Source organism: Pseudomonas sp. B13(2017), assembly GCF_002113245.1.
Lineage (GTDB): Bacteria > Pseudomonadota > Gammaproteobacteria > Pseudomonadales > Pseudomonadaceae > Aquipseudomonas > Aquipseudomonas putida_Z.
In genome coordinates this window covers 17,309-42,179 of record NZ_NEJX01000001.1, presented here as the reverse complement: position 1 = coordinate 42,179, position 24,871 = coordinate 17,309, and the positions used below count along the sequence as shown (strand labels likewise).

Below are 24,871 nucleotides of genomic sequence, written 5' to 3'. Positions count from 1 at the left end.
AGGGACCGCGCAAGGCTTGAGGCCAGCGCGGTTTTTGTGGGAGCGGCCTTGTGTCGCGATACGAGGACGAAGTCCTCGCCAGGAACACCAACAACATTGCCGGCGAGCGCCAACCATGACATCACCCAGCCAATTCTCCCCCGACCACCCGGTCCCCACCGCCCAGCGCATCTTCGGCGCCCGCGACCTGTTCTCGCTATGGTTCTCCCTCGGCATCGGCCTGATGGTGCTGCAGGTCGGCGCCATGCTGGCCCCTGGCCTGGGCCTTGCCGGCGCGGTGCTGGCTATCGCCCTGGGCACCGGTGTGGGTGTGCTGCTGCTGGGGGCTGCCGGTGTCATCGGCAGCGATACCGGCCTGTCGGCCATGGGCACGCTGAAACTGAGCCTGGGCGGCCACGGCGCGCGTTTGCCGGCGCTGCTCAACCTGCTGCAACTGGTGGGCTGGGGCGCGTTCGAGATCATCGTCATGCGCGATGCCGCCAGCCTGCTGGGCGCGCGGGCGTTCGGCGAAGCCAGCGCCTGGAACAGCCCTGTGCTCTGGACCCTGTGCTTCGGCGCCCTGGCCACCCTGCTCGCGGTCGGTGGGCCGCTGGCGTTCGTGCGCAAGGTGCTGCGCACCTGGGGCATCTGGCTGCTGCTGGGCGCTTGCCTGTGGCTGACCTGGAACCTGTTCGCCAAGGCCGACCTGGCGGCACTGTGGGACCGTGCCGGTGACGGTTCGATGTCGCTGGCCGTGGGCTTCGACATCGCCATCGCCATGCCGCTGTCCTGGTTGCCGCTGATCGCCGACTACTCGCGTTTTGCCCGTAACGGCAAACATGTATTCGGCGGTACGGTGCTGGGCTACTTCATCGGCAACACCTGGCTGATGAGCCTGGGCGTGGGCTACACCTTGGCCTTCGCCGGCAGTGGCGAAGCCAACGCTCTGCTGCTGGCCCTCGCGGGCGCCGGCATGGGCATTCCACTGCTGCTGATTCTGCTGGACGAGTCGGAAAAGGCTTTTGCCGACATTCACTCGGCGGCCGTTTCCACCGGCGTGCTGGTGCGCCTGAAGGTCGAGCACCTGGCGCTGGCCATTGGCGTGCTGTGCACGCTGATTGCCTTGCTGGCGCCACTGGCACAGTACGAGAACTTCCTGCTGCTGATCGGTTCGGTGTTTGCACCGCTGTTCGGTGTGGTATTGATGGACCATTACGTGATCCGTCGCCGCCGCTTGCCGGCACAGGTGCATGGCTTGCACTGGCAGGCACTGCTGGCCTGGGCGGTGGGCGTTGCCGCGTACCATCTGATCGCCGCGCAAGCGCCCGACCTGGGTGCGACCCTGCCGGCATTGCTGCTGGCAGGGCTACTGCACGGGCTGCTGAGCTTCAGCCGCGGCCGGGAAACAGTTCAGGCTTGAGCACGCCATTCAGGCGTGGGTAGGGGATCTTCAATTCCACGTGGCCCATGGAGTAGGGCGCGATGGAATAGACCTCGTACTTGACCACCACCGCGCCGTACGTCAGGGCGACGTGCGGCGACTGCTTGAACGGCCAGGTCTTGATGAACTCGGCGTCCTTGTCCATGCCTACGCTGATCAGCCAGGCGCGGTGCGACTCCTCGACGGTTTTCCAGAAGGTATCTTCCTGGCCGGGCACCAGCATGTCCTGCAGGGTCAGCACCTTGTCCAGCTTGCGCGAATAGTTGATGAAACCACGCCCGGGCATGCCATGGGCGCCGCCGCTGTCCAGGTAGCTGGACAGTTCGATGATCACCAGTCCGTCATGCTGCTCGCGTACCTTGGCCTGCAGGTAGCTGCTGTTGCGCTTGTCGGCACTGGCCAGGTACTGCTGCTCGTAGGCTTGCAGGCTGGTCGGTGCGTTGCCGCGCTGGTTGTCTTCGGTCAGTTGCAGCAGGCGTTTCTCGACGATGCCATCGAGCTTGGGCAAGGCCGGGAAGTGGATCATGTCGATGTTCACCAGCGGGCAGTCGCTTTCGCTGCAGCCGGGTTTGACATGCTCCCAGGCATCACGCTTGACCTCGAGCGGCGCCCGGTAGTTGGGCGTGAACAGGCTTTGGCAGGCACCCAGGGCCAGGGCCAGCACAGCCACGGAAGTCAGTTTGACAAGTGTCATGAGGATCCTTGCAGAACAGGGAAAAGTCGGCCTTTGACCGTCTGCGCGGCCTTCAGTTCGCCACTAAGCTAACAGAGAGAAGGCGCGCTGTCCCGAGTGCGCGAACGGTTGCCGGAAAGGGATGAAACCGGCAGGCGTGCAGAGTAGGATGGCGCGATGCGGTATTCGAGGTAATGAGGATTTCCATGTCAGACGCGTTGAACTCAGTGCCCAAGGGCTTCGAAATCATCGAGCGGGCCAACTGCTTCCAGGGCTTTTACAAGCTAGACAAGCTACGCCTGCGCCACGAGCTGTTTGCCGGGGGCATGGGCCGCGAGATCAGCCGCGAACTGTTCGTGCGCCATGATGCGGTGTGCGTGCTGCCGTACGACCCGTTGCGCGATGAAGTGGTGCTGATCGAGCAGTTCCGCGTCGGTGCACTGGACAAGGTCGACAACCCCTGGCTGATCGAGATGGTGGCCGGGCTGATCGACAAGGACGAGCAACCCGAGGAAGTGGCCCATCGCGAAGCCGAAGAAGAAGCCGGCCTGACCTTCAGCGCCCTGTGGCCGATGACCCGTTACTTCCCGTCGCCCGGCGGCAGTGACGAATACGTTCACCTGTTCCTCGGCCGTTGCAGCAGCGAAGGTGCGGGCGGCCTGCATGGCCTGGAAGAAGAGGGTGAGGACATTCGCGTGCGCGTGTGGTCGTTCGAGGATGCCATGCAGGCGGTGCGCGACGGGCGCATCTGCAATGCGGCGACCATCATCGGCCTGCAATGGCTGGCGCTGAACCGTGATGAAGTACGAGGTATGTGGAAGTGAACCTGCTGCGCGAGCGTTATCGGGTCGACCTGGTCGGGCTGCAGGCAGCCTGCGAGGCCAACTACGCCCGGCTGATGCGCCTGTTGCCCGACATGCGCACCACCCAGAGTTCGCGCCGCATCGGCATGACCCAGGGCGACCAGATGCTCGGCGTGTTGGTACTCGACGTGGTGCTGGCCTGCCCGTACACCACCACCCTGCACGTGCGCCAGGAGCACAGCCTGCCGTGGTTGCCGGTGCCGCACCTGGAAGTGCAGGTGTACCACGATGCGCGCATGGCCGAAGTGGTCAGTGCCGAACACACCCGGCGCCTGCGTAGCATCTACCCGTATCCGAACGAGGCCATGCACCAGCCGGACGAAAAGGCCCAGCTCAACCTGTTCCTCGGTGAATGGCTGAGCCACTGCCTGGCTTGTGGTCACGAACTGGCGAGCGTTCGCTGAAGTGTGACGCAGGTCGTTCGTGGGTGTTTGCTCGCACCCGTTGTGCAGCCATAATTCGCGCTGAATCCGTTCGAGGAGACGGCCGTTGCCGCAGCCAGACCAATCGCGCCCCGTGCATGTGGTGCAACTGACCGATGCCCACCTGTTCGCCGACCCGGCCGGCAGCATGCTGGGCCTCAATACCCGTGACAGCCTGCGCCATGTAGTGGCCCAGGTGCGGCGGGAGCAACCGCTTGTCGACCTGCTGCTGTGCACTGGTGACCTGTCCCAGGACGCCAGCGTGGCGTCCTATGAAGCATTCCGTGAGCTGACCGCACCGTTTGCCGTGCCCACCCGCTGGTTGCCTGGCAACCATGACGAGGCCCGAGTCATGGCGCAAGTGGCGCCGGAGCTGGTACAGGCGGTGACCGATATCGGTGCGTGGCGCATCGTCATGCTCAACACGGCCGTACCCGGGGCGACGCACGGGCTGTTGGAGGATGACCAGCTGGCAGTGCTGGAAACGGCCTTGCGAGAGGCGGGTGAACGGCATTGCCTGGTGTGCTTCCACCATCAGCCGGTGGATATCGGCTGTGCCTGGATTGCGCCGATCGGCTTGCGCAATGCCCAGGCGCTGTTCGATATCGTCGAGGGTTATCCACAGGTGCGGGCGCTGCTCTGGGGGCATGTGCACCAGGAATGGGATGAAGTGCGTGGCGGCCTGCGCCTGCTGGCTACGCCGTCTACCTGTATCCAGTTCGCGGCGCGTAGCGAGGATTTCAAGGTGAGCGAGGAGCAGCCTGGATACCGCTGGCTGCGCCTGCACGCCGACGGGCGGTTGGAGACCGGGGTGGAGCGGGCACTGGATTTCAAGGTGAAGCTCGACTTCGATAGCCCTGGTTATTGAAGATTTTGGGGCTGCTGCGCAGCCCTATCGCGACACAAGGCCGCTCCCACAGGAGATCGCGTACCCCTGTGGGAGCGGCCTTGTGTCGCGATAGGGGCGCAAAGCGCCCCCGGCACTCTCAAAGCTGTTGAAGAATTTGTTGCTAAAACCCCTGTGCGGCGCCAAAACCCGGCGAACGCGCTACACTGCGCGTCCCTGCGCCCATATCACCGGGCGCGAAGCCACAGATTCCGGGGGCAGCATGTCGGGTTCCATCCTCTATATCCATGGCTTCAACAGCTCGCCACTTTCGACCAAGGCGCGCCAACTCGAGGCCGTGATGCAGCAACTGGGCCTGTCGGCCCAACTGCGGGTGCCCGCTTTGCACCACCACCCACGGCAGGCCATCGCCCAGCTCGAAGCGGCCATCGCCGAGCTGGGCGCGCCACTGCTGGTGGGCAGTTCGCTCGGCGGCTACTATGCCACCTGTCTGGCCGAGCGCCACGGCCTCAAAGCCCTGCTGGTGAACCCGGCGGTAACACCGCACAAGCATTTCGACGGCTACCTGGGCACCCAGCACAATCACTACACCGGTGAAGCCTGGGAGCTGACCCACGATCACGTGCAGGCCCTGGCCGAGCTGGAAGTACCAGCCCCGGTGGACGCCAGCCGCTATCAAGTGTGGCTGCAGACCGCCGATGAAACCCTGGACTATCGCCACGCCGAGCGCTATTACCGTGCTTGTGCGCTGCGCATCCAGGCCGGTGGCGACCACAGCTTCCAGGGCTTCGCCGAGCGCCTGCCGGCACTGCTGGCCTTTGCCGGCATTGCCCCTGGGCAGTACGCAGCGCTCGATTTTTCTGTATTTTGACTTTTTTGCATTCACCAGACTGACGACGAGACCCTATGGCCACTCCCAGCGCTAGCGCCTATAACGCAGACGCCATCGAAGTCCTCTCGGGCCTTGACCCGGTCCGCAAGCGGCCGGGCATGTACACCGATACCAGCCGCCCCAACCACCTGGCCCAGGAAGTCATCGACAACAGTGTCGACGAAGCCCTGGCCGGTCACGCCCGTTCGGTGCAGGTCATCCTCCATGCCGACCACTCGCTGGAAGTCAGCGACGATGGCCGTGGCATGCCGGTGGACATCCACCCGGAAGAGGGCGTGTCCGGGGTCGAGCTGATCCTCACCAAGCTGCACGCCGGCGGCAAGTTCTCCAACAAGAACTACCAGTTCTCCGGTGGCCTTCACGGCGTGGGCATCTCGGTAGTAAACGCCCTGTCGACCCAGGTGCGCGTGCGCGTCAAACGTGACGGCAACGAATACCAGATGACCTTCGCCGATGGCTTCAAGGCCAGCGAGCTGGAAGTGGTCGGCTCGGTCGGCAAGCGCAACACCGGTACCAGCGTGTACTTCAGCCCCGACCCCAAGTACTTCGATTCGCCGAAGTTCTCCATCAGCCGCCTCAAGCACGTGCTCAAGGCCAAGGCCGTGCTGTGCCCGGGCCTGCTGGTCAGCTTCGAGGACAAGGCCAGCGGCGAGAAGGTCGAATGGCACTACGAGGACGGCCTGCGCTCCTACCTGGTCGATTCGGTCAACGAGTTCCAACGCCTGCCCGACGAGCCGTTCTGCGGCAGCCTGGCCGGTAACAAGGAGGCGGTGGACTGGGCCTTGCTGTGGCTGCCAGAAGGCGGCGACAGCATCCAGGAAAGCTACGTCAACCTGATCCCTACCGCCCAGGGCGGCACCCACGTCAATGGCCTGCGCCAGGGCCTGCTGGATGCCATGCGCGAATTCTGCGAGTTCCGCAACCTGCTGCCGCGCGGTGTGAAGCTGGCGCCGGAAGATGTCTGGGAACGCATCACCTTCGTGCTGTCGATGAAGATGCAGGACCCGCAGTTCTCCGGGCAGACCAAGGAGCGCCTGTCGTCGCGCGAGGCGGCTGCCTTCGTTTCCGGCGTGGTCAAGGACGCCTTCAGCCTGTGGCTCAACGCCCACCCCGAGCTGGGCATGCAACTGGCGGAGCTGGCCATCAGCAACGCCGGTCGCCGCCTGAAGGCCAGCAAGAAGGTCGAGCGCAAGCGCATCACCCAGGGCCCGGCACTCCCCGGCAAACTGGCCGATTGCGCCGGCCAGGATCCGATGCGCGCCGAACTTTTCCTGGTCGAGGGTGACTCGGCCGGTGGCTCGGCCAAGCAGGCACGCGACAAGGAATTCCAGGCGATCCTGCCGCTGCGCGGCAAGATCCTCAACACCTGGGAAGTGGACGGTGGTGAAGTCCTGGCCAGCCAGGAAGTGCACAACATCGCCGTGGCCATTGGCGTCGACCCGGGGGCCACTGACCTTGCGCAGCTGCGCTACGGCAAGATCTGCATCCTCGCCGACGCCGACTCCGACGGCCTGCACATCGCCACGCTGCTGTGCGCGCTGTTCGTCCAGCACTTCCGCGCGCTGGTCGAGGCCGGGCATGTGTACGTGGCCATGCCGCCGCTGTACCGCATCGACCTGGGCAAGGAAATCTACTACGCCCTCGACGAGGCCGAGCGCGACGGTATCCTCGATCGCCTGGTGGCCGAGAAGAAACGCGGCAAGCCACAGGTCACCCGCTTCAAGGGCCTGGGCGAGATGAACCCGCCACAGCTGCGCGAGACCACCATGGACCCGAACACCCGGCGCCTGGTGCAGCTGACCCTGGACGATGTGCAGGCCACCTGCGAGCTGATGGACAAGCTGCTGGCCAAGAAGCGCGCGGGTGACCGCAAGAGCTGGCTGGAAACCAAGGGTAACCTGGCCGAGGTCATGGTTTGATTCGGCGGCTTCTGGCTGCCTGCCTGGCGCTGGCTGCCCTGCCGAGCCTGGCGGGCAACTGGCCAGAGTTGAAGCTGAGCGCCGAGCACCCGATCGAAGGCATGCGCGGTGGCAACCTGTCTGGCCTGGTGGAATGCCGGGGCGGGCTGTGGGGCGTGTCCGACCGCGACGACGACCGTATCTACCGCTTCGACCAGCAAAACCCGACCTGGCGCGCGCAGCCGCTCACCTTCGCCCCGCCAGCGGTGCCGGAAAGTGGCTTGCCGTGGGGCCTGAAGTCGCGCAACTGGGCGGCGTCGTATATTCGTGGTGGCGAGCTGGATTTCGAAGGCATCAGCTGTGACCAGGCGGGTAACCTGTACCTGGTCAGCGAGGCGCATGCCGCGGTGCTGCAACTGCCGCTGGAAGGCGAAGCGGACTGGTTGAAGATCGACCCGGCCATGGTTCGTCAGGCCCGTGCCAGCGGCATGCTGCTGAACTTCAACGCCTTGTTCGAAGGCCTGGCGATCAACCCGGCGGGTGACCGCCTGTGGCTGGCCGCCGAGCGCGAGCGGCGGGGCCTGGTGGCCATCGAGCGCCAGCAATCGGTGTGGACCTGCGGCCGCAGCTGCGTGCTGCTGAGCGAGGCTGGCGTCGAAATGCAGCCGGCGCAGATGCCCAATGCCCAGGCACTGTCGCGCGACTTCGCTGACCTTGCCTGGTTCGAAGGCAAGCTGTTCACCCTCGAACGCAACGCCTACCGGGTCTGCCGTCGGGATACCGACAGTGGCAAGGTCGAGCGCTGCTGGTCGTTCGCTGCCGATGCCCTGGTCGAGTCGCGCCGCTATCAACAGCCGTTCGGCCTGGCCGAGGCCTTGGTGATCGATGCCAAGGGCGCCTGGATCGGTGTGGACAACAACAACGGCGCCCGCGCTGATGGCGAGGCACGCCCGATCGTCTGGCGCTTCGATGCGCCGGAAGGCGGATGGAGCGCCAAGCCATGAGTCAGGCGCCGGGCAAGCGGGCTGGCAAGGTATTGATGATCGTCGCCTGGGCGGCGGCGCTGTTCCTTGCCACGCGTTTCTTCGGCCAATGGGAAGACAGCCAGCGCAACCCCAATGCCCAGGTGCAGTCGTCGCATGGCGAAGGCTTTATCGAGGTGCGCCTGCTGGGCAACGGCCAGGGCCACTTCGTGATGGATGGCGCGATCAACGGCCAGGTGGTGCACTTCATGCTCGACACCGGTGCCACCGACGTGGCCATCCCCGAGGCGCTGGGCCGCGAGCTGGGCCTGGAGCGTGGCAGCCCGGTGCAGCTCAGTACCGCCAACGGCCGTACCGAAGGCTACCGCACGCGCCTGGCCAGCCTGCAGCTGGGGGATATCCGCCTGCAGGACGTACGCGCCATCGTGGTGCCGGGCCTGGATGGGCAGACCGTATTGCTGGGCATGAGTGCCCTGAAACAACTTGAATTTACCCAGCGCGGCGGCACCATGCTGCTGCGCCAGAACCTGAAATGACGAGGCCCGCATGAGCGACTCACTGGAACTCAGCCTGGACGGCGTGGAACGCCGCTCGCTGGCTGACTTCACCGAACAGGCCTACCTCAACTACTCCATGTACGTGATCATGGACCGCGCCCTGCCGCACATCGGCGATGGCCTGAAGCCGGTGCAGCGACGCATCGTCTACGCCATGAGCGAGTTGGGGCTCGATGCCGATGCCAAGCACAAGAAGTCGGCGCGTACCGTCGGTGACGTGCTCGGCAAGTTCCACCCCCATGGCGACTCGGCCTGCTACGAGGCCATGGTGCTGATGGCGCAGCCGTTCAGCTACCGCTATACCCTGGTCGACGGCCAGGGCAACTGGGGTGCGCCGGACGATCCGAAGTCGTTCGCAGCCATGCGTTATACCGAAGCGCGTCTTTCGCGCTACGCCGAAGTGCTGCTCAGCGAAGTCGGCCAGGGCACCGTGGACTGGGTGCCCAACTTCGATGGCACCCTGCAGGAGCCGGCCGTGCTGCCGGCGCGCCTGCCCAACATCCTGCTCAACGGCACCACTGGTATCGCTGTGGGCATGGCCACCGACGTGCCGCCGCACAACCTGCGTGAAGTGGCCACGGCCTGTGTGCGCCTGCTCGACGAGCCCAAGGCCACCATCGAGCAGCTGTGCGAGCACATCCAGGGGCCGGACTACCCGACCGAGGCCGAGATCGTCACGCCGCGGGCAGAAATCCTGAAGATGTACGAAAGCGGCCGCGGCTCCATCCGTATGCGCGCCGTGTACCGCGTCGAGGATGGCGACATCGTCGTTACCGCGCTGCCGCACCAGGTCTCCGGGGCCAAGGTGCTGGAGCAGATCGCCGCGCAGATGCAGGCCAAGAAGCTGCCGATGGTCGCCGACCTGCGTGACGAGTCGGACCACGAGAACCCGTGCCGCATCGTCATCATCCCGCGCTCCAACCGCGTGGATGCCGATGAACTGATGCAGCACCTGTTTGCCACCACCGACCTGGAGAGCAGCTACCGGGTCAACGTCAACATCATCGGCCTGGACGGCCGGCCTCAGCTGAAGAACCTGCGAGCGCTGCTGCTGGAGTGGCTGGAGTTCCGTACCACTACCGTCCGTCGCCGCCTGCAGCACCGCCTGGACAAGGTGGAGAAGCGCCTGCACCTGTTGGAAGGTTTGCTGACCGCGTTCCTCAACCTGGATGAAGTTATCCACATCATCCGTACCGAGGACCAGCCCAAGCAAGCCCTGATCGCCCGTTTCGACCTGACCGAAATCCAGGCCGACTACATCCTCGAGACCCGCCTGCGGCAGCTGGCGCGCCTGGAAGAGATGAAGATCCGCGGCGAGCAGGATGAATTGCTGAAAGAGCAGGCCAAACTGCTCGCCCTGCTGGGCAGCGATGCCAAGCTGCGCAAACTGGTACGCAGCGAGCTGATCAAGGATGCCGAAACCTATGGCGACGACCGCCGCTCGCCGATCGTCGAGCGTGCCGAGGCCAAGGCGCTGTCGGAAAACGAACTGATGCCGACCGAGCCGGTCACCGTGGTGCTGTCGGAGAAGGGCTGGGTGCGCTGCGCCAAGGGCCACGACATCGATGCCACCGGCCTGTCATACAAGGCCGGCGATGGCTTCAAAGCGGCCGCCGCCGGGCGCTCCAACCAGTTTGCCGTGCTCATCGACTCCACTGGCCGCAGCTACTCGCTGGCCGCTCACAGCCTGCCGTCGGCGCGTGGTCAGGGCGAACCGCTGACCGGCCGCCTGACGCCACCACCGGGGGCTACCTTCGAGTGCGTGCTGTTGCCGGACGACGATGCGTTGTACGTGGTGGCCTCGGACGCCGGCTATGGCTTCGTGGTCAAGGGTGAAGACCTGCAGGCCAAGAACAAGGCCGGCAAGGGCTTGCTCAGCCTGCCCAACGGTGCCAAGGTCATGACCCCGCGCCCGGTGGCGAACCGCGAGCAGGACTGGCTGGCGGCGGTGACTACCGAAGGCCGTCTGCTGGTGTTCAAGGTCAGCGACCTGCCTCAGCTGGGCAAAGGCAAGGGCAACAAGATCATCGGGGTGCCGGGCGACCGGGTAGCCAGCCGTGAAGAATTTGTTACCGATCTGGCTGTGATTGCCGATGGCGCGACACTTGTATTGCAAGCCGGCAAGCGTACCCTATCTCTGAAAGCGGACGACCTGGAGCATTACAAGGGTGAGCGCGGACGGCGCGGCAGCAAGCTGCCACGCGGGTTCCAGCGGGTCGATGGGTTGCAGGTGGAAGTGCCGGCGTAACCGGTTGAAATGTCTGGAACGGCAATTTCAGCGTCGTTCCGGGCAGAAATGCTGGAGTCGGACGGTTATTTCGCGGATGATATGGCCCTTGCGGTGCCGGCGTGGCCGTGTGCCCGTTTGAATCTATGTGTATCACTGCGGTTGGCCTTTTGGCGACCGCCTGGATGGGATGATGAAATTTCTGCGCCTTCCATTTGCGCTGTTGATGACTGGCCTGCTGGGCCTTGGCGGGTGCACCATGCACCAGCCGGTTGCCCTGTACCAGCTCGACAGTGGTGATCCTGGCCAGCCTTCGCAGAGTGCGGGCATGGCCGTGGTGCTCGGCCCGGTATCGGTTGCCGATTACCTGCAACGTGAGACGTTCCTGCAACGTCAGGCCGATGGCAGCCTGAGTTCGGCGACCGACGGTCGTTGGGCCGGCAGCCTTTCGTCGGATATCGACCAGCTGCTGGTGCGCCAACTCGCCTGGCGCCTGGACAGCCAGCGCGTGGTGCTGGCCCCGGCGGCGACCGGTTTCAACCCGGATGTACAAGTACTGCTGTCGATTACTCGCCTGGACTCGGGCAAGGACCAGCCGGCCGTCCTGGATGCCCAGTGGCGCTTGTTGGACCGCCGTGGCCATGTGCGTGACAACCGCATCGTTCACCTCGAACAGCCACACGCGGGCAGCGAGGCGTCGCAGGTACAGGCCCAGGGCCAGTTGCTGCAGAAGCTGGCCGAACAGCTGAGCACTGCGGTCAAGCCGCTGGCCAACCAGCCGGCGATTGCCGAAGAGTCGCCAAAAAAGCCGGCTGCTCCGGTGCAGGTGAAAAAGACGCCGGAGAAATCCAAGATCCCGATGGCTGCGCCGATTCGTACCGATATGGAAGTCTACCGGTTCTGATCCAACTGCCAGATACGAAAAAGCCCGCAACGATGCGGGCTTTTTCGTATCTGCTGTTTTTGTACTGTCTGTGCTGGCCTCTTCGCGGGTAAACCCGCTCCCACAGGTTGGTGCAGGCCCCTGTGGGAGCGGGTTTACCCGCGAAGAGGCCAGCCCGGTATCAGACCCGGCGTTCGTGCATCCGCGCCAACTGCCGCTCCAGCATCGACGGGTAGGGCTCCATCAGGCGCTCCACGCAGCAGGCGCCCTCGGGGCTGGCAATCGGGCGAATGCGGGCGCGCTGGCGAATCAGCGTGTCATCGCTGATCTGCCGCTCCACCAGCAACAGGTTGCGGCTGTGCTGCGACAGCGCCAAGGCGTCTTGGGCCTTTTCGGCCATCAGCAGGTCTACCAGCTCCAGCCCTTGCAGGTCGTTGCCCAGAGCCAGGCCCAGTTGCAGCTGCAGGGTAATGCCGCTGTCCGCAACCTCGATCTGCAGGGCATGGCCCAGGGCGCGCAACAGCTCGCCGCAGCAGATGGCGTTGGTCAGGTAGTCCTCGCCGCAGTCGCGGCTGTGGAACAGCACCAGGGTGCTGCCGTCGTTGAGCGTGTGGGTTTCGCCGTCGTAGAGCGAGGCGGCGTGCTCCAGGCAATCGCGGTAGCGCTCGGTCAGTTCGGTCAGGCGCGTGCGCGGCAGGCGACGCAACTGCTCCTGCGAACCCAACTGCACGGCGAGCACGGCGCTGTACTGCGGCTCGTCGGATTCGACCACGGCGGCCTTGGGTGCGCTTTCGTCGTCCAGCAGGCCGGCGAAGGCTTCATCGTCATCCTCGTCCGCCTGGGCGGCAAGCTTGGCGCGCGGTGCGGCCTTGGCTGCCGGGGTGGCGTCGTGCAGGTCGTCGAACTGCTCGTCGTCCTCTTCTTCGGGCTCCGGCTCAGGTGGCGGCGGCGGGGCCAGGCGCGCGTGCAGCTGGCGGGCGATGTCGCCGATCTCGTCCTGGCGGTCGGTGGCCGGGGTATAGGGTTGCGGGTCGCGCAGCCACACCCGCAGCTGCAGCAGCGGCAGGGTGATGAAGCGGCCCTGGCGCAGGCTCAGGGTCAGTGCCAGTACCAGCAGGATGGCGGCAAGGATGCCCATGCTCTGCAGGCTGATCAGCATCGGCTGCTGGAACTGGCTCATGTCCAGGCTGATGCGCAGTTGCCCGGCGGTCACGTCCTGGAAGGTGATCTTGGTCTGGTACAGGCCTTCGGCCTCGCCCAGCAGGCTGTTGCGCGGGCGCTGGCCGGCCTCGGCGAGGATACGGTTGTCCACGCTGTAGATTGCCGCATGGGCCACCAGCGGGTTTTTCACCAGGTTGCCGAGCAGCACGTTGAGGCTGAGGATGTCGTTGGCCACCAGCAGCTCGGTCGCCGAGGTGGCGGTCTGGGTGGTCAGGCTCTGGCCCAGGGCATCGGCCTGCTCGTGCATGGCCTGCTTGAACTGCAGGCCCATCACGCAGGCGTAGATCACCAACGCCAGCGCCACCAGGAAAATGTTGGTGCAGGCGATGCGCAGTGCCAGCGGCACGCGACGTTGACTCAGGGCGCGATAGATCATCAGGAAGAAGTTGTCTGCTTTGACGGGCGTGGGCCGGTTCACTGAGCTCGGCTCTTAATGGCATGAAAGTGTGGGGCAGTATAGCGAGCCGGGTTTTGTCGGCAAAGTATCGTTGGCGCCCGACGGTCACGGAAAATCGGTAGAATGCGCATTTTTCATCGAAGTCGGAGCCAGGTTGTGCGCGAAATCGTCCTGATCAACATCACCGGTGAGGACCGTCCCGGTCTCACTGCGGCTATCACCGGCGTCCTGCTGCAGGGCGGTGTGAGCATCCTCGACATTGGCCTGGCAGTCATGCACGGTACCTTGTCGTTCGGCATCCTGGTCGATATCCCGGACAACGAAGTGGCCACCTCCCTGCTGCAGAGCGTGCAGGCCAAGGCCCACGAACTGAACCTGCAGGCCCGCTACACGCCGATTTCCGAGGCGGACTACCAGCACTGGGCCGATGGCCACGGCGAGGCGCGCCACATCGTCACCTTGCTCAGCCGCAAGATCACCCCCGAGCAGCTGCAGCGGGTGAGTGCGGTGATCAGCCAGTACGGCCTGACCATCGAGCGCATCGAGCGCCTGTCGGCCCGTGTGGCGCTGGATGCCGAGACCGACAAGGGCAAGGCGGCCATCGAGATTTCCGTACGCGGCGTGCCGAGCGATGCCCAGGCCCTGCGTGCCGACTTCTTCGCCTTGGCTGAAGAGCTGAGCATCGACATCGCCTTCCAGAAGGACGACCTGTTCCGCCGCAACCGCCGCCTGGCGGTGTTCGACATGGACTCGACGCTGATCGAAGCCGAAGTCATCGACGAACTGGCCAAGGCCGCTGGCGTAGGTGAGCAGGTGGCCGCGATCACCGAGCGCGCGATGCGTGGCGAGCTGGACTTCCGTGCCAGCTTCAAGGAGCGCATGGCGCTGCTCAAGGGCCTGGATGTGGGCGTGCTGGACGAGATCGGTGCGTCGCTGCGCCTGACCGAGGGGGCCGAGAACCTGTTTGCCGAGCTCAAGCGCCTGGGTTACAAGACGGCGATCCTGTCCGGTGGCTTCACTTACTTTGCCCGCCAGGTGCAGGCGCGCCTGGGCATCGACTATGTGTTCGCCAACGAGCTGGAAGTGGTCGATGGCAAGGTGACCGGCGTGGCTGTGGAGCCGATCGTCGATGCCCAGCGCAAGGCCGAGCTGCTGCAGAAGCTGGCCAGCGAAGAAGGCTTGCAGCTGGAGCAGACCATTGCCGTGGGAGACGGTGCCAACGACCTGCCGATGCTGTCGCTGGCCGGCCTGGGCGTGGCGTTCCGCGCCAAGCCGCTGGTGCGCCAGTCGGCCAAGCAGGCGATTTCTACCCTGGGGCTGGATGGGGTGTTGTATCTGCTGGGCCTGCGCGACCGCGACGCGCGCGGCTGATTTGCAAGTTTGGGGCTGCTTCGCAGCCCTTTCGCGACACAAGGCCGCTCCCACAGGTACGGCGCAGATTTCAAATGCGGCGCCGTACCTGTAGGAGCGGCCTTGTGTCGCGAAAGGGCCGCAACGCGGCCCCAGGTTCCATCAGGCAATCAAGCCTGCACAGGCGCCGCCAACTGCTGGCCCATGCGCACCGCGGAACCAGCACCCAGGTTCTCCGCCCACTTCACCTGCTCCGGCCCGAACAGCACGATAGCAGTCGACCCCAGCTTGAAACGGCCCAGTTCGGCGCCTTTCTCCAGGTGGATCGGCGCGCGGCTGGCTTCGTCGTAGCGGAAGGTCTTCAGTTCACGCTTGGGTGGCGTCACCAGCCCGGCCCACACGGTTTCGATCGAAGCGACGATCATCGCGCCAACCAGCACCACGGCCATCGGCCCGCGCTCGGTATCGAACAGGCAGACCACGCGCTCGTTGCGGGCGAACAGCTCGGGGACGTTCTCTGCGGTGGTCTGGTTGACCGAGAACAGGCGGCCCGGCACGTAGACCATTTCACGCAGGGTACCGGCCAGCGGCATGTGCACGCGGTGGTAATCCTTGGGCGACAGGTAGATGGTGGCGAACTCGCCGCCCATGAACGGCGCGGCCATGGCCGGGTCACCGCCCAGCAGCTCCTGCGCGCTGAAACCGTGGCCCTTGGCCTGGAAAATGCGGCCGTGCTCGATCGGGCCAAGCTGGCTGACGGCACCGTCGGCCGGGCACAGGATGGCGCCCGGGGTCTCGTCCAGCGGGCGGGCACCCGGCTTCAGGGCGCGGGTGAAGAATGCATTGAAGTGCTCGTAGGCGCTCAGGTCCTCGACCAGCGCTTCGCTCATGTTGACCTGGTAACGCTTGGCGAACCAGGCGGTGAAGGCGTTCTTGAACCAGCGCACGCGGCACTCGGCGATGCAGCCGGCCAGCCGCGACAGCAGGTGGTGCGGCAGCAGGTACTGGCTGATGATGAACAAACGGGATTTCATGCAGGTTCCTTAGACTTCTACAGGCGTGTCCGGGTGGTTGCCCCATTCGCTCCACGAGCCGGCGTAGGCCTTGACGCGCGGGTAGCCGAGGGCCTTGGCCACCAGGTAGGTGAAACCGGAGCGGCGGTGGGTCTGGCAGTGGGTGATCACTTCCTTGTCGGGGGTGATGCCCAGGTTCTGCAGGACTTCGGCGATGTCCTGGCGAATGCGCAGGTGGTCGTTGAGGTCCATGCCGGCGGTCCACTCGAAGTTGATCGCGCCGGGGATGTGGCCGCCCTTGGCTGCCAGCACTTTCTCGCCGCTGAACTCCTGCGGGCCACGGGCGTCCCAGATGACCAGGTCGTCGGCGCCCAGGCGGCTTTGCAGGTACTCGCGGGTGGCGGTGGGCGAACTGTCGATGCGCAGGCGCACCGGCGTGTTGCCGCTGGCGGGCACTTCTGTGGAGAGCTTGTCGGCAGGCCAGGCCTGGATGCCGCCATTGAGGTAGTGGTAACGCTTGTGGCCGATCACGTCGAGCAGCCAGATGAAGCGCCCGGCCCAGCCGCCGCCCTCATCGTCATACACCACATACACGGCATCGTCGCGGTGGCCGAGTTCGCTGAACAGTTTTTCCAGCTCGCCCAGGGCCGGCAGCAGGCCGGGCGCTGGGGGCTGGCCAAGCTGGGTACGCTTGCCTTCGACAAAGCGTGCGCCGGGGATATGCCCGCTGACATAGCGGTTGGCGCTGCTCAGGTCGACCAGGATCAGCTGTGGCGAATCCAGGCGCGGCAGCAGGTCCGCGGCTTCGATCACCAGGGGCAGGCCGGAAAAGTCAGTCATCCACGGTCTCCAGTGTGGAAAGAGGGGCGATTGTAGCGCAAGGCTCAGGCCTTGCGGTTGGCAAACACCGACAGCGCCCGTTCGGTGCACTGTGCGGTCTTGCCGAAGGCTTGCACGCTGATGTCGGCCAGCGGCCGGCAGCCCTGGTCAGCCACCATCAGCATCAGCACCTGGTCCGCCACCGCCAGCGAGCGCAGCAGCACGTGCTCGCTGCGGAACAAGGCACGCAGCGGGGCCGGCAGCAGGGCCGAGAACTGGCTGTGGTTTTCCGGGGTGATGCGCAATTGCCCGGCCTTGGCTAGCAGCTTTTGCAGCAGTTTGTTCTGCGCCACCGGCAGTACCAGCGCCCCGGCTTCCTTGGGCAGGCCGGCCATCTGCTGCACGCGCAGCTGGTCGTTGGCCTTGTCCAGGCTCAGCAGCAGGATCCGCTGCATGCCAGAGGCCAGAAGGGCCTCGATAACCTGCGTGGCCAGGTGCACGCTGTTGGTGAACGGGCTGGGCTGGGCCAGAAGGTCCTGGCACAGCTTGCGCCAGCGCGCCAGTTCGTCGCTGGTGGGCGGTGGCGGAGCCAGCATGTCTGGGTGCGGACGGCGCTGGTGCCAGGGCCAGATCAGCGCTTCGGCCGGGTGGAACAGGGCATGCTGGGCATGGCGGCGGGCGCTGGCCGCAGCCTGCTGGTGCACCTGCTGCTGCACGTCTTCCAGCGAGGTCTGCAGGTACAGTGCGGTCAACAGCTGCCAGCGCAGCAGGTGCGGGTTGTCCCAGCCCACCTGTGCCGCCAGGGCCAGGTTGTTGGCCAGCAGCACGGTGTTGGCCGGCTGGTTGAACCAGCGGCGCAGGCCAGGCTCGGCGTCCAGGCGGTGTTGCTGGCTGAGCAGGTCCGGGTCGCGGGCGATACTGAGCACCTGGGCCAGTTGTTCGCGTTCTTCCAGCAACAGGCGGTAACCCTGGGTCACCCATTGTGGCAGGCGCCAGTACTCCGCCATGGTCTGGCAAAGCTCCATGATGCGCACGCCAAACAGTTCTTCCTCGACATGGGCGGCGTCTTCGCCCTTGTGGATAACCCGCAGTTCCCAGGTATCGAGCAGCTTGGGGTAGGCCAGCGCCAGCGGCCAGAGTGGCGACAGGAACAACAGGCTGCCCCAGTGGATTTCCTGCCACAGCCGTGCCAGGCGGCTGGCGAACAGGCCGTTGGCCTGCTGCGAGGCGTGCTGGCTGATCAGCTGGAACTGGCACAGTACCGGCGGGATCTCTTCGACGGGCACTGCTGGCAGGCGCTTGAGCAGCTGTTCGCTGCGCTCCAGGCCCAGGCGGTTGAGGGCGACTTCCAGGCTTTCGGCGGGCTCTGCAAGGCTGGCATTGGTGGGGTGATTGGCTTCGCGCATCACCGACAGCACCAGTGCCGGGCTATCCTGCATCAGTTCGGCGATATCGCGCAGCGAGCGGCGGTTATCGTGGATGGCGGCCATGACCCGGTCGTAGCTGTGCTTCGGCACGGGGATGCGAACACTCTCGAGCAGCTTTACCCAGGCCTCTAGCGTACGTGGAGCCTGAGCGGGCACCTTGGTTTCAATTGGCATTTTGACATCAGTCCGAACTGGCTTTTCGCATTGAGTGGCTATAGTCTGGCGCAGTTCTGCCGATAAGTAGAAGAAGAGTTTTAAAGCTCCCGTCTCTTCCCCTGACCACGACAGCAAGTGCTTTGAACCTATGGCTAAAATTATCGGCATCATCGTCGTATTCGCGAGCGTGCTCGGCGGATACGTGCTTTCCCACGGCAAGATCGCGGCGCTGATCCAGCCGTTCGAAGTACTGATCATCGGCGGTGCGGCCTTTGGTGCATTCCTGCAGGCCAACCCTGGCCACATGACCATGCACGTCATCAAGAAGTCGATGAAGATGTTCGGCTCGCGCTTCACTCATGCCTTCTACCTGGAAGTGCTGGGCCTGGTGTACGAGATCCTCAACAAGAGCCGGCGCGAAGGCATGATGGCCATCGAGGCCGACATCGAGGATGCCGCCGCCAGCCCGATCTTCGCCAAGTACCCGACGGTGCTGGCCGATGAACGCATGACCGCGTTCGTTTGCGATTACCTGCGCATCATGTCCACCGGCAACATGGCCCCGCACGAGCTCGAGGGCCTGTTCGACATGGAACTGCTGAGCATGAAGGAAGAACTGGAGCACCCGTCCCATGCGGTGACCGGCATCGCCGACGGCATGCCCGGCTTCGGTATCGTTGCGGCGGTACTGGGTATCGTGGTGACCATGGCCTCGCTTGGCGACGGTGACCAGGCCTCCATCGGCCTCCATGTGGGTGCGGCACTGGTGGGTACCTTCTTCGGTATTCTGGCGGCCTACGGCTTCTTCGGCCCATTGGCCAAGTGCCTGGAGCACGATGCCAAGGAAGAGCTGAACCTCTACGAATCGATCAAGGCTTCGCTGGTGGCCTCGGCCTCGGGCATGCCGCCTTCGCTGGCGGTCGAGTTCGGGCGCAAGGTGCTGTACCCCAAGCACCGCCCAAGCTTCGCCGAACTGGAACAAGCGGTTCGCGGTCGCTGAGTCATGGAGAACAATCAGCCCATCATCGTCAAGCGCGTCAAGCGCTTTGGCGGCGGCCACCACGGCGGCGCCTGGAAAATCGCCTTCGCCGACTTCGCCACGGCGATGATGGCGTTCTTCCTGGTGCTGTGGCTGTTGTCCACGGCCACACCAGAACAGAAGATCGCCATTGCCGGCTACTTCAAGGACCCGATCGGCTTCTCGGAAAGCGGAACGCCCTACGTCATCGACCTGGGCGGCTCGCCTCAGCTGGCGCCGGAAAAGACCATCAACCCCGAAGCCAAGTCGGAGCCGACGCCTGATACCAGCATCCAGCTGGACAAGGACCAGGTGGAGACCATGGCCGAGCAGGTCGAGCGTGAGCGCCTGGAGTTGCTGTTGCAGGAACTGCAGAACAAGGTGGAAGAGAACCCGCAGCTGCAGAAGTTCAAGGACCAGATCCTGTTCGAGATCACCCAGGACGGCCTGCGCATCCAGATCATGGACGCCGAGAACCGGCCGATGTTCGACATTGGCAGCGCGCGCTTGCAGCCGTACTTCGAGGACATCCTGCTGGCCATGGCCGACACCATCAAGGCGGTGCCGAACAAGATCAGCATCAGTGGCCACACCGACGCCAAGCCTTATGCCGGCAGTGGCGAGTTCGGCAACTGGGAATTGTCGGCCAACCGCGCCAACGCCGCGCGCCGTGCACTGGTGGCCGGCGGCTACCCGGATGGCCAGGTGGCGCGGGTGGTGGGTTATGCCTCGTCGTCCCTGTTCGATCGCAAGGACCCGTTCAACCCGGTCAACCGCCGCATCGACATCATCGTGCTGACCAAAAAGGCCCAGCGCAATATCGAAGGCGAGCAGGGCGCGCCAGAAGCACCGGCTGCCGAGCCTGCGCCGCCGGCCGCTGCGGCACCGGCGGCGCCAGGGGAGGCCGGGCAGGCCCCCATGCAGCCGCGTGAACTGCGCCAGAAGCTGAACATCTTCGAAGAGGGGACGCTGAAGATGGATGAGGCCAAGGACCAGTAAACCCTGCAGGATCGCGCTGTAGCTGAAGCCAGCGCGTACCCTGTGGGAGCGGGCTTGCCCGCGAACACGGGCGAAGCCCGTGCCAACCACCGAGGTGCCTGCTTCGCGGGCACGCCCGCTCCCACAGGATTGGCGTAGCCCTCGAGCCTTATGCAGAGCCTGTGGCGCAAGTGGTCAGTAAGCGTCTTCCGGCAAACTGGCAATGATCGAGCGGTAGCTGTTCATCCGTTGCTGCTTGATACGCCCCTCGTCCAGCGCCTTGAGCAGCGCACAGCCCGGTTCGCGATCATGCTTGCAGTCGCGGAAGCGGCAGGTGCCGAACAGGTCGCGGAACTCGATGAAACCATCCTCCACATCACTGCGGCTGACGTGACCCAGGCCGAACTCGCGGATGCCCGGCGAGTCGATCAGGTCGCCACCGTTGGGGAAGTGGTACAACCGCGCGGTGGTGGTGGTGTGGGTGCCCTGGCCAGACCACTCCGACAGGTCGCCGACACGGGTGCCGGCGTCCGGCAGCAAGCTGTTGACCAACGACGACTTGCCCACCCCCGACTGGCCGACGAACACGCTGATGTGGCCGTCGAGCATCTGCTGCAGGCGTTGCATGCCGTCACCGTGGTGGGCCGAGACCTCCAGCAGCGGGTAGCCCAGCTCGCGGTAAACCTCCAGCAGCGCATGCAGGCCCGGGCCGTTCTCGTCGTTGATCAGGTCGGCCTTGTTCAGCAGCAGCAGCGGGCGGATGCCGGCGTGCTCCGCCGCCACCAGATAACGGTCGATGAGGTTGGGGTGCGGCTCGGGCGCGGGGGCGAAGACGATCACGATCAGGTCGACGTTGGCCGCCACCGGCTTCAGCTGGCCGTGGTTGTTCGGCCGGCACAGCTCGGTACTGCGCGGCATCTGCGCGACGATCACGCCAATGCCCTGGTTGCCCGAGCGCCATACCACGCGGTCGCCGGTAACCAGCGCCGGCAGGTTGGCGCGCAAGTGGCAGCGGAATACCTGGCCCGCGGCTTCGCCGTCCTGGGCCTCCACTTCTACCTGCACACCGAAGTGCGCAATCACCAGGCCCAGTTGCTCCGGCCCCAGGTCGCCACCCTCCAGTTCCTGCAGCACGTGCTGTTCGCGTTTGGCCGCACGCGCGGCGCGCTCGTTCTGGATTTTTTCGATGCGCCAGTTCTGGCGGCGATTGAGCTGGCGTTTGGCCATGAAGATTCCGTGCGTGGGGGCAGGTTGAAAACGGCACGCAGTTTAGCACGCCAGGCGCCGGACCATTTGGCTTACCTTCGCGCCGTGAATGGGCGTGCCTTGGCCACTACGCTACTATGACGGCCTATACGAGGAGCCCCCGCATGCAAAACCCACAGAACCTGATCTGGATCGACCTGGAAATGACCGGCCTGGATCCGGACAGCGACGTCATCATCGAGATGGCCACCATCGTCACCGACAGCGAACTGAACACTCTGGCCGAAGGGCCGGTGATCGCCATCCACCACAGTGACGAAGTGCTGGCGCGCATGGACGAGTGGAACACCCGCACCCATGGCGCTTCGGGCCTGACCCAGCGCGTACGCGAGAGCAAGGTCGACATGGCCGCAGCCGAGGCGCAGACCATTGCCTTCCTCGAGCAGTGGGTACCGAAAGGCAAGTCGCCGATCTGCGGTAACAGCATCTGCCAGGACCGCCGTTTCCTGTACCGGCACATGCGCAACCTGGAAAACTACTTCCACTACCGCAACCTGGACGTTTCGACCCTGAAGGAGCTGGCTGCACGCTGGGCACCTGACGTGCGTGACAGCTTCAAGAAGGGCAACACCCACCTGGCGCTGGACGACATCCGCGAATCCATCGCCGAACTGCGCCACTATCGCGAGCACTTCATCAAGGTGTGAGCCGAAAAGGCGCAGATATTGTATCTGCGCCCTCTTTTGGTGCCATGGGCAACTGGTTAGACTGCGCGCCTTTCTCGCACGCCCGCACGGACCCCGCACCATGTTGTTGATGCTCTACCTCATCGCCATCACCGCCGAAGCCATGACCGGCGCGTTGTCTGCCGGCCGTCGCGGCATGGACTGGTTCGGCGTGGTGCTGATTGCCTGCGTCACCGCCCTGGGTGGCGGCTCGGTGCGTGACGTGCTGCTCGGGCATTACCCGCTGACCTGGGTGAAGCACCCGGAATACCTGGTGCTGACCAGTTGTGCGGCGCTGCTGACCATCTTCATTGCGCCGATGATGCGCCGCCTGCGCTCGCTGTTCCTGGTGCTCGATGCCCTGGGGCTGGTGGCCTTTACCCTGATCGGTTGCATGACCGCACTGGAGATGGGGCAGGGCATGCTCGTGGCGTCGATCAGCGGGGTCATCACCGGGGTATTTGGCGGGATCTTGCGAGATATCTTCTGTAACGACATTCCCCTGGTATTCCGCCGCGAGCTGTACGCCAGTGTCTCGTTTGCCGCGGCTTGGTTCTACCTGGGCTGCGTGTATTTCAAGGTGCCGGCGGAGCAGGCGATGTTGCTGACCTTGTTTGGCGGGTTCCTGGTGCGGTTGCTGGCGATTCGGTTCCATTGGGAAATGCCCAAGTTCCACTACAACGACCAGCAGTAACGCAGTTCCGGCACAACATGGCCCCTGTGGGAGATTGCCCAGCCCTTGGGGCTGCGCTGTCGCACAGGGAACAATATTCGAGAGTGTGTCACCTTCCTTGTGGGAGCGGGCGTGCCCGCGAAGCGGCCAACGCGGTGTATGGCACCGGCTCCGCCGGTGTTCGCGGGCACGCCCGCTCCTACAAGGATTGCGCAGGCTCTGGGGCTACCGCTATTGAATGCCGTGCTGCGCCAGCGCCCACTCCACATGCTCCCTCACCAGCTCCGAGGCATCCTCGCGCCGCGCCTTCAGCGCTTCGATCACCGGGATCGTCGATGGCGCATTGCCAAGCCCCACCGCCAGGTTGCGCAACCAGCGCTCATACCCGGCCCGGCGCAATGGCCCGCCTTCGGTCTTGCGCAGGAAGGTCCTTTCATCCCACAGGAACATCTCCGCCAGCTCGGCATTCTCCAGCCCGTGCCGTGGCTGGAAGTCCTGTTCCTGGCTATGCCTGGCAAAGCGGTTCCATGGGCAGACGATCTGGCAGTCATCGCAACCGAACACCCGGTTGCCCATCTTCGAGCGCAACTCGACGGGGATCGGCCCCCGCAATTCGATGGTCAGGTAGGAGATGCAGCGCCGTGCATCCAGCACATACGGCCCGACGAAGGCCTGGGTCGGGCAGATGTCCAGGCAGGCCTGGCAGCGCCCGCAGTGTTCGCTGGTGGTGGCTTCGTCCACCGGCAGCGGCAGGTCGACGAACAGCTCGGCGAGGAAGAAGTAGCTGCCCGCCTTGCGGTTGAGCAGCAGAGTGTTCTTGCCGATCCAGCCCAGCCCGGCCTGCTCGGCCAGGGCCTTTTCCAGCACCGGAGCGCTGTCGACGAAGGCGCGGTAGCCGAACGGGCCGATGGCTTGCTGAATGCGATCGGCCAGGAACTGCACGCGCTTGCGCACCAGCTTGTGGTAATCCCGGCCCAGGGCGTAGCGCGATACGTAGGCTTTTTCCGGCTGCGCCAGGCGCTGCGCCATCTGCGTGTCGCCGGGCAGGTAGTCCATGCGCAGCGATACCACGCGTACCGTGCCGGGGATCAGTTGCTCCGGGTGCGCGCGTTTGCTGCCGTGGGCGCCCAGGTAATCCATCTCGCCCTGGTAGCCGGCGTCGAGCCAGCGCTGCAGGTGGTGTTCGTGTTCGCCAAGGTCGACCCCGGCGATGCCGACATGGGCAAAACCGAGTTCTTGGCCCCAAATCTTGATCGATTGGGCCAGTTGGGCGAGGTCAGGCGTACAGGCGGACATGGATGGGCAAGGCAATACGGGCTCAGGTGCGTATAATTCTGCCAGACATTGGAGCCTTTGACCCCATGCCGCAGACCAAACACCCCAGCCATACCCCTCAATTGCTCAGCAGCGTGACTGTCGCGCACCTGCCGGCACGGCATGCGCACGCCCATAAAGGCGACTTCGGCCATGTACTGGTGGTCGGTGGCGACCTCGGTACCGGCGGCGCCGTGCTGCTCAGTGCCGAGGCCGCCCTGCGCTGTGGCGCGGGGCTGGTCAGCGTGGCGACCCGGCCTGAACACGTGACTGCCAGCCTGGCGCGCCTGCCCGAGGTCATGTGCTTGGGCGCCACTTCGGCCAACCAGCTGATGGGCGTGCTGGAGCGCGCTTCGGTGCTGGTGGTCGGCCCAGGCCTGGGCCAGGCAGCCTGGGGCCGCAGCCTGCTGTCGGCGGTGGCCAATGCCGAGCGCCCGCAGGTGTGGGACGCCGATGCCCTGAATTTGCTGGCGCGCACCCCGCTGGCCCTGCCCAGTGGCAGCATCCTTACCCCACACCCCGGGGAGGCGGCGCGGCTGCTGGGCATTTCCACCGAGGCTGTGCAGGCGGACCGCGCGGGTGCCGCACGCAAGCTGGCGCGCCGTTACAACAGCGTCTGCGTGCTCAAGGGGGCCGGCACTCTGGTGGCCGACCCGGCCGGGCAGCTGCTGCTGTGCGAACGTGGCCACCCGGCCATGGCCGGTGCCGGCCTGGGCGATGTGCTGACCGGTGTATTGGCGGCGCTGCTGGCCCAGGGCCTGGATGCCTGGCATGCCGCGGGGCTGGGGGTATGGCTGCACGCCTGTGCCGGCGAGCGTCTGGGCGTTAAAGGTAGAGGCCTGGCTGCCAGCGATCTGGCGCCGGTCATTCGTGAGTTGTTGGAGGAGCATTCTGCGTGTCTGGCTTAAA

23 protein-coding genes are annotated in these 24,871 nt (G+C 65.0%); 16 read left to right on the top strand and 7 right to left on the bottom strand.

Features of this window, described 5'->3' with window-relative positions:
* The first annotated feature begins 115 nt into the window (after nt 1-115).
* The gene (cytX, locus tag CAG44_RS00195) at nt 116-1,399 is read left to right on the top strand and encodes a putative hydroxymethylpyrimidine transporter CytX (protein ID WP_085691374.1); all 1,284 of its coding nucleotides are present in this window, start codon (nt 116-118) and stop codon (nt 1,397-1,399) included.
* Here the strand turns inward: cytX and CAG44_RS00190 are convergent.
* The gene (locus CAG44_RS00190; RefSeq protein WP_025340845.1) at nt 1,368-2,114 is read right to left on the bottom strand and encodes an RsiV family protein; all 747 of its coding nucleotides are present in this window, start codon (nt 2,112-2,114) and stop codon (nt 1,368-1,370) included. The two genes, cytX and CAG44_RS00190, sit on opposite strands and share 32 nt — an antisense overlap.
* 185 nt (nt 2,115-2,299) lie before the next feature.
* On the opposite strand from CAG44_RS00190, the gene CAG44_RS00185 reads away from it, so the two are divergent.
* The 9 genes from CAG44_RS00185 (at nt 2,300) to CAG44_RS00145 (ending at nt 11,686) form a co-directional block, all read left to right on the top strand.
* On the top strand, nt 2,300-2,917 hold the full coding sequence (locus CAG44_RS00185; RefSeq protein ID WP_085614742.1) for an NUDIX domain-containing protein: 618 nt from the start codon (nt 2,300-2,302) through the stop codon (nt 2,915-2,917).
* Nucleotides 2,908-3,360 carry a DUF1249 domain-containing protein gene (locus CAG44_RS00180; protein WP_016501905.1) on the top strand — a complete coding sequence of 151 codons (453 nt, stop codon included), beginning with the start codon at nt 2,908-2,910 and terminating at the stop codon, nt 3,358-3,360. The genes CAG44_RS00185 and CAG44_RS00180 overlap by 10 nt, the downstream gene beginning before the upstream one ends.
* Nucleotides 3,361-3,445: 85 nt before the next feature.
* Complete coding sequence (gene cpdA / locus CAG44_RS00175) at nt 3,446-4,246, top strand: 3',5'-cyclic-AMP phosphodiesterase (RefSeq protein ID WP_085691373.1); 801 nt, start codon at nt 3,446-3,448, stop codon at nt 4,244-4,246.
* Nucleotides 4,247-4,487: 241 nt separating this feature from the next.
* Complete coding sequence (locus CAG44_RS00170; RefSeq protein ID WP_085691372.1) at nt 4,488-5,096, top strand: YqiA/YcfP family alpha/beta fold hydrolase; 609 nt, start codon at nt 4,488-4,490, stop codon at nt 5,094-5,096.
* A 35-nt stretch (nt 5,097-5,131) separates the two neighbouring features.
* Nucleotides 5,132-7,036: a DNA topoisomerase IV subunit B gene (gene parE / locus CAG44_RS00165; RefSeq protein ID WP_015272020.1), complete on the top strand. Its 1,905-nt coding sequence runs from the start codon at nt 5,132-5,134 to the stop codon at nt 7,034-7,036.
* Nucleotides 7,033-8,019 (top strand): esterase-like activity of phytase family protein, encoded by a 987-nt coding sequence (locus CAG44_RS00160; protein WP_085691371.1) that lies wholly within the window; start codon nt 7,033-7,035, stop codon nt 8,017-8,019. Before parE ends, CAG44_RS00160 begins: the two co-directional genes overlap by 4 nt.
* On the top strand, nt 8,016-8,534 hold the full coding sequence (locus CAG44_RS00155) for a TIGR02281 family clan AA aspartic protease (protein ID WP_025340840.1): 519 nt from the start codon (nt 8,016-8,018) through the stop codon (nt 8,532-8,534). Before CAG44_RS00160 ends, CAG44_RS00155 begins: the two co-directional genes overlap by 4 nt.
* Nucleotides 8,535-8,544: 10 nt before the next feature.
* Complete coding sequence (parC, locus tag CAG44_RS00150; RefSeq protein WP_075046538.1) at nt 8,545-10,803, top strand: DNA topoisomerase IV subunit A; 2,259 nt, start codon at nt 8,545-8,547, stop codon at nt 10,801-10,803.
* 172 nt (nt 10,804-10,975) lie between these two features.
* The gene (locus CAG44_RS00145; protein ID WP_025340838.1) at nt 10,976-11,686 is read left to right on the top strand and encodes a membrane integrity-associated transporter subunit PqiC; all 711 of its coding nucleotides are present in this window, start codon (nt 10,976-10,978) and stop codon (nt 11,684-11,686) included.
* A 160-nt stretch (nt 11,687-11,846) separates the two neighbouring features.
* Here the strand turns inward: CAG44_RS00145 and CAG44_RS00140 are convergent, their stop codons facing one another.
* The gene (locus CAG44_RS00140; RefSeq protein WP_085691370.1) at nt 11,847-13,304 is read right to left on the bottom strand and encodes an AhpA/YtjB family protein; all 1,458 of its coding nucleotides are present in this window, start codon (nt 13,302-13,304) and stop codon (nt 11,847-11,849) included.
* A gap of 135 nt (nt 13,305-13,439) precedes the next feature.
* Here CAG44_RS00140 and serB point away from each other — a divergent pair, with 135 nt between their 5' ends.
* Entirely contained in the window at nt 13,440-14,654 is a 1,215-nt protein-coding gene (gene serB / locus CAG44_RS00135) for a phosphoserine phosphatase SerB (protein ID WP_025340836.1), read from the top strand.
* Between the two features lie 149 nt (nt 14,655-14,803).
* On the opposite strand, the gene asd is transcribed toward serB, so the two are convergent.
* The 3 genes from asd to CAG44_RS00120 are packed head-to-tail and all read right to left on the bottom strand — an operon-like array spanning nt 14,804 to nt 18,066.
* Nucleotides 14,804-15,667, bottom strand: coding sequence for an archaetidylserine decarboxylase (gene asd / locus CAG44_RS00130; RefSeq protein ID WP_013974449.1), 864 nt, complete (start codon nt 15,665-15,667; stop codon nt 14,804-14,806).
* Nucleotides 15,668-15,676: 9 nt separating this feature from the next.
* Complete coding sequence (locus CAG44_RS00125; protein WP_085691369.1) at nt 15,677-16,486, bottom strand: rhodanese-like domain-containing protein; 810 nt, start codon at nt 16,484-16,486, stop codon at nt 15,677-15,679.
* Nucleotides 16,487-16,530: 44 nt separating this feature from the next.
* A complete protein-coding gene (locus CAG44_RS00120; protein WP_085691368.1) occupies nt 16,531-18,066 on the bottom strand; it encodes an HDOD domain-containing protein in 1,536 nt (511 codons plus the stop codon).
* Between the two features lie 130 nt (nt 18,067-18,196).
* Here CAG44_RS00120 and motA point away from each other — a divergent pair, with 130 nt between their 5' ends.
* Together motA and motB are read left to right on the top strand one after the other, a co-directional pair.
* Nucleotides 18,197-19,048: a flagellar motor stator protein MotA gene (gene motA, locus CAG44_RS00115; RefSeq protein ID WP_015272014.1), complete on the top strand. Its 852-nt coding sequence runs from the start codon at nt 18,197-18,199 to the stop codon at nt 19,046-19,048.
* A gap of 3 nt (nt 19,049-19,051) precedes the next feature.
* Nucleotides 19,052-20,065 (top strand): flagellar motor protein MotB, encoded by a 1,014-nt coding sequence (motB, locus tag CAG44_RS00110; RefSeq protein WP_013974445.1) that lies wholly within the window; start codon nt 19,052-19,054, stop codon nt 20,063-20,065.
* Between the two features lie 174 nt (nt 20,066-20,239).
* Here the strand turns inward: motB and rsgA are convergent, their stop codons facing one another.
* On the bottom strand, nt 20,240-21,271 hold the full coding sequence (gene rsgA, locus CAG44_RS00105) for a small ribosomal subunit biogenesis GTPase RsgA (protein ID WP_025340832.1): 1,032 nt from the start codon (nt 21,269-21,271) through the stop codon (nt 20,240-20,242).
* 143 nt (nt 21,272-21,414) lie between these two features.
* On the opposite strand from rsgA, the gene orn reads away from it, so the two are divergent.
* Together orn and CAG44_RS00095 are read left to right on the top strand one after the other, a co-directional pair.
* Entirely contained in the window at nt 21,415-21,957 is a 543-nt protein-coding gene (gene orn, locus CAG44_RS00100) for an oligoribonuclease (RefSeq protein WP_025340831.1), read from the top strand.
* A gap of 100 nt (nt 21,958-22,057) precedes the next feature.
* Nucleotides 22,058-22,669, top strand: coding sequence for a trimeric intracellular cation channel family protein (locus tag CAG44_RS00095; RefSeq protein ID WP_013974442.1), 612 nt, complete (start codon nt 22,058-22,060; stop codon nt 22,667-22,669).
* A 210-nt stretch (nt 22,670-22,879) separates the two neighbouring features.
* Here CAG44_RS00095 and queG read toward each other — a convergent pair whose 3' ends face one another.
* On the bottom strand, nt 22,880-23,944 hold the full coding sequence (gene queG / locus CAG44_RS00090) for a tRNA epoxyqueuosine(34) reductase QueG (RefSeq protein ID WP_085691367.1): 1,065 nt from the start codon (nt 23,942-23,944) through the stop codon (nt 22,880-22,882).
* A 65-nt stretch (nt 23,945-24,009) separates the two neighbouring features.
* Between queG and CAG44_RS00085 the strand changes: the two genes are divergently transcribed.
* Nucleotides 24,010-24,870, top strand: a complete 861-nt coding sequence (locus CAG44_RS00085) for an NAD(P)H-hydrate dehydratase (RefSeq protein WP_085691366.1) — start codon at nt 24,010-24,012, stop codon at nt 24,868-24,870.
* Nucleotide 24,871: the final 1 nt, after the last annotated feature.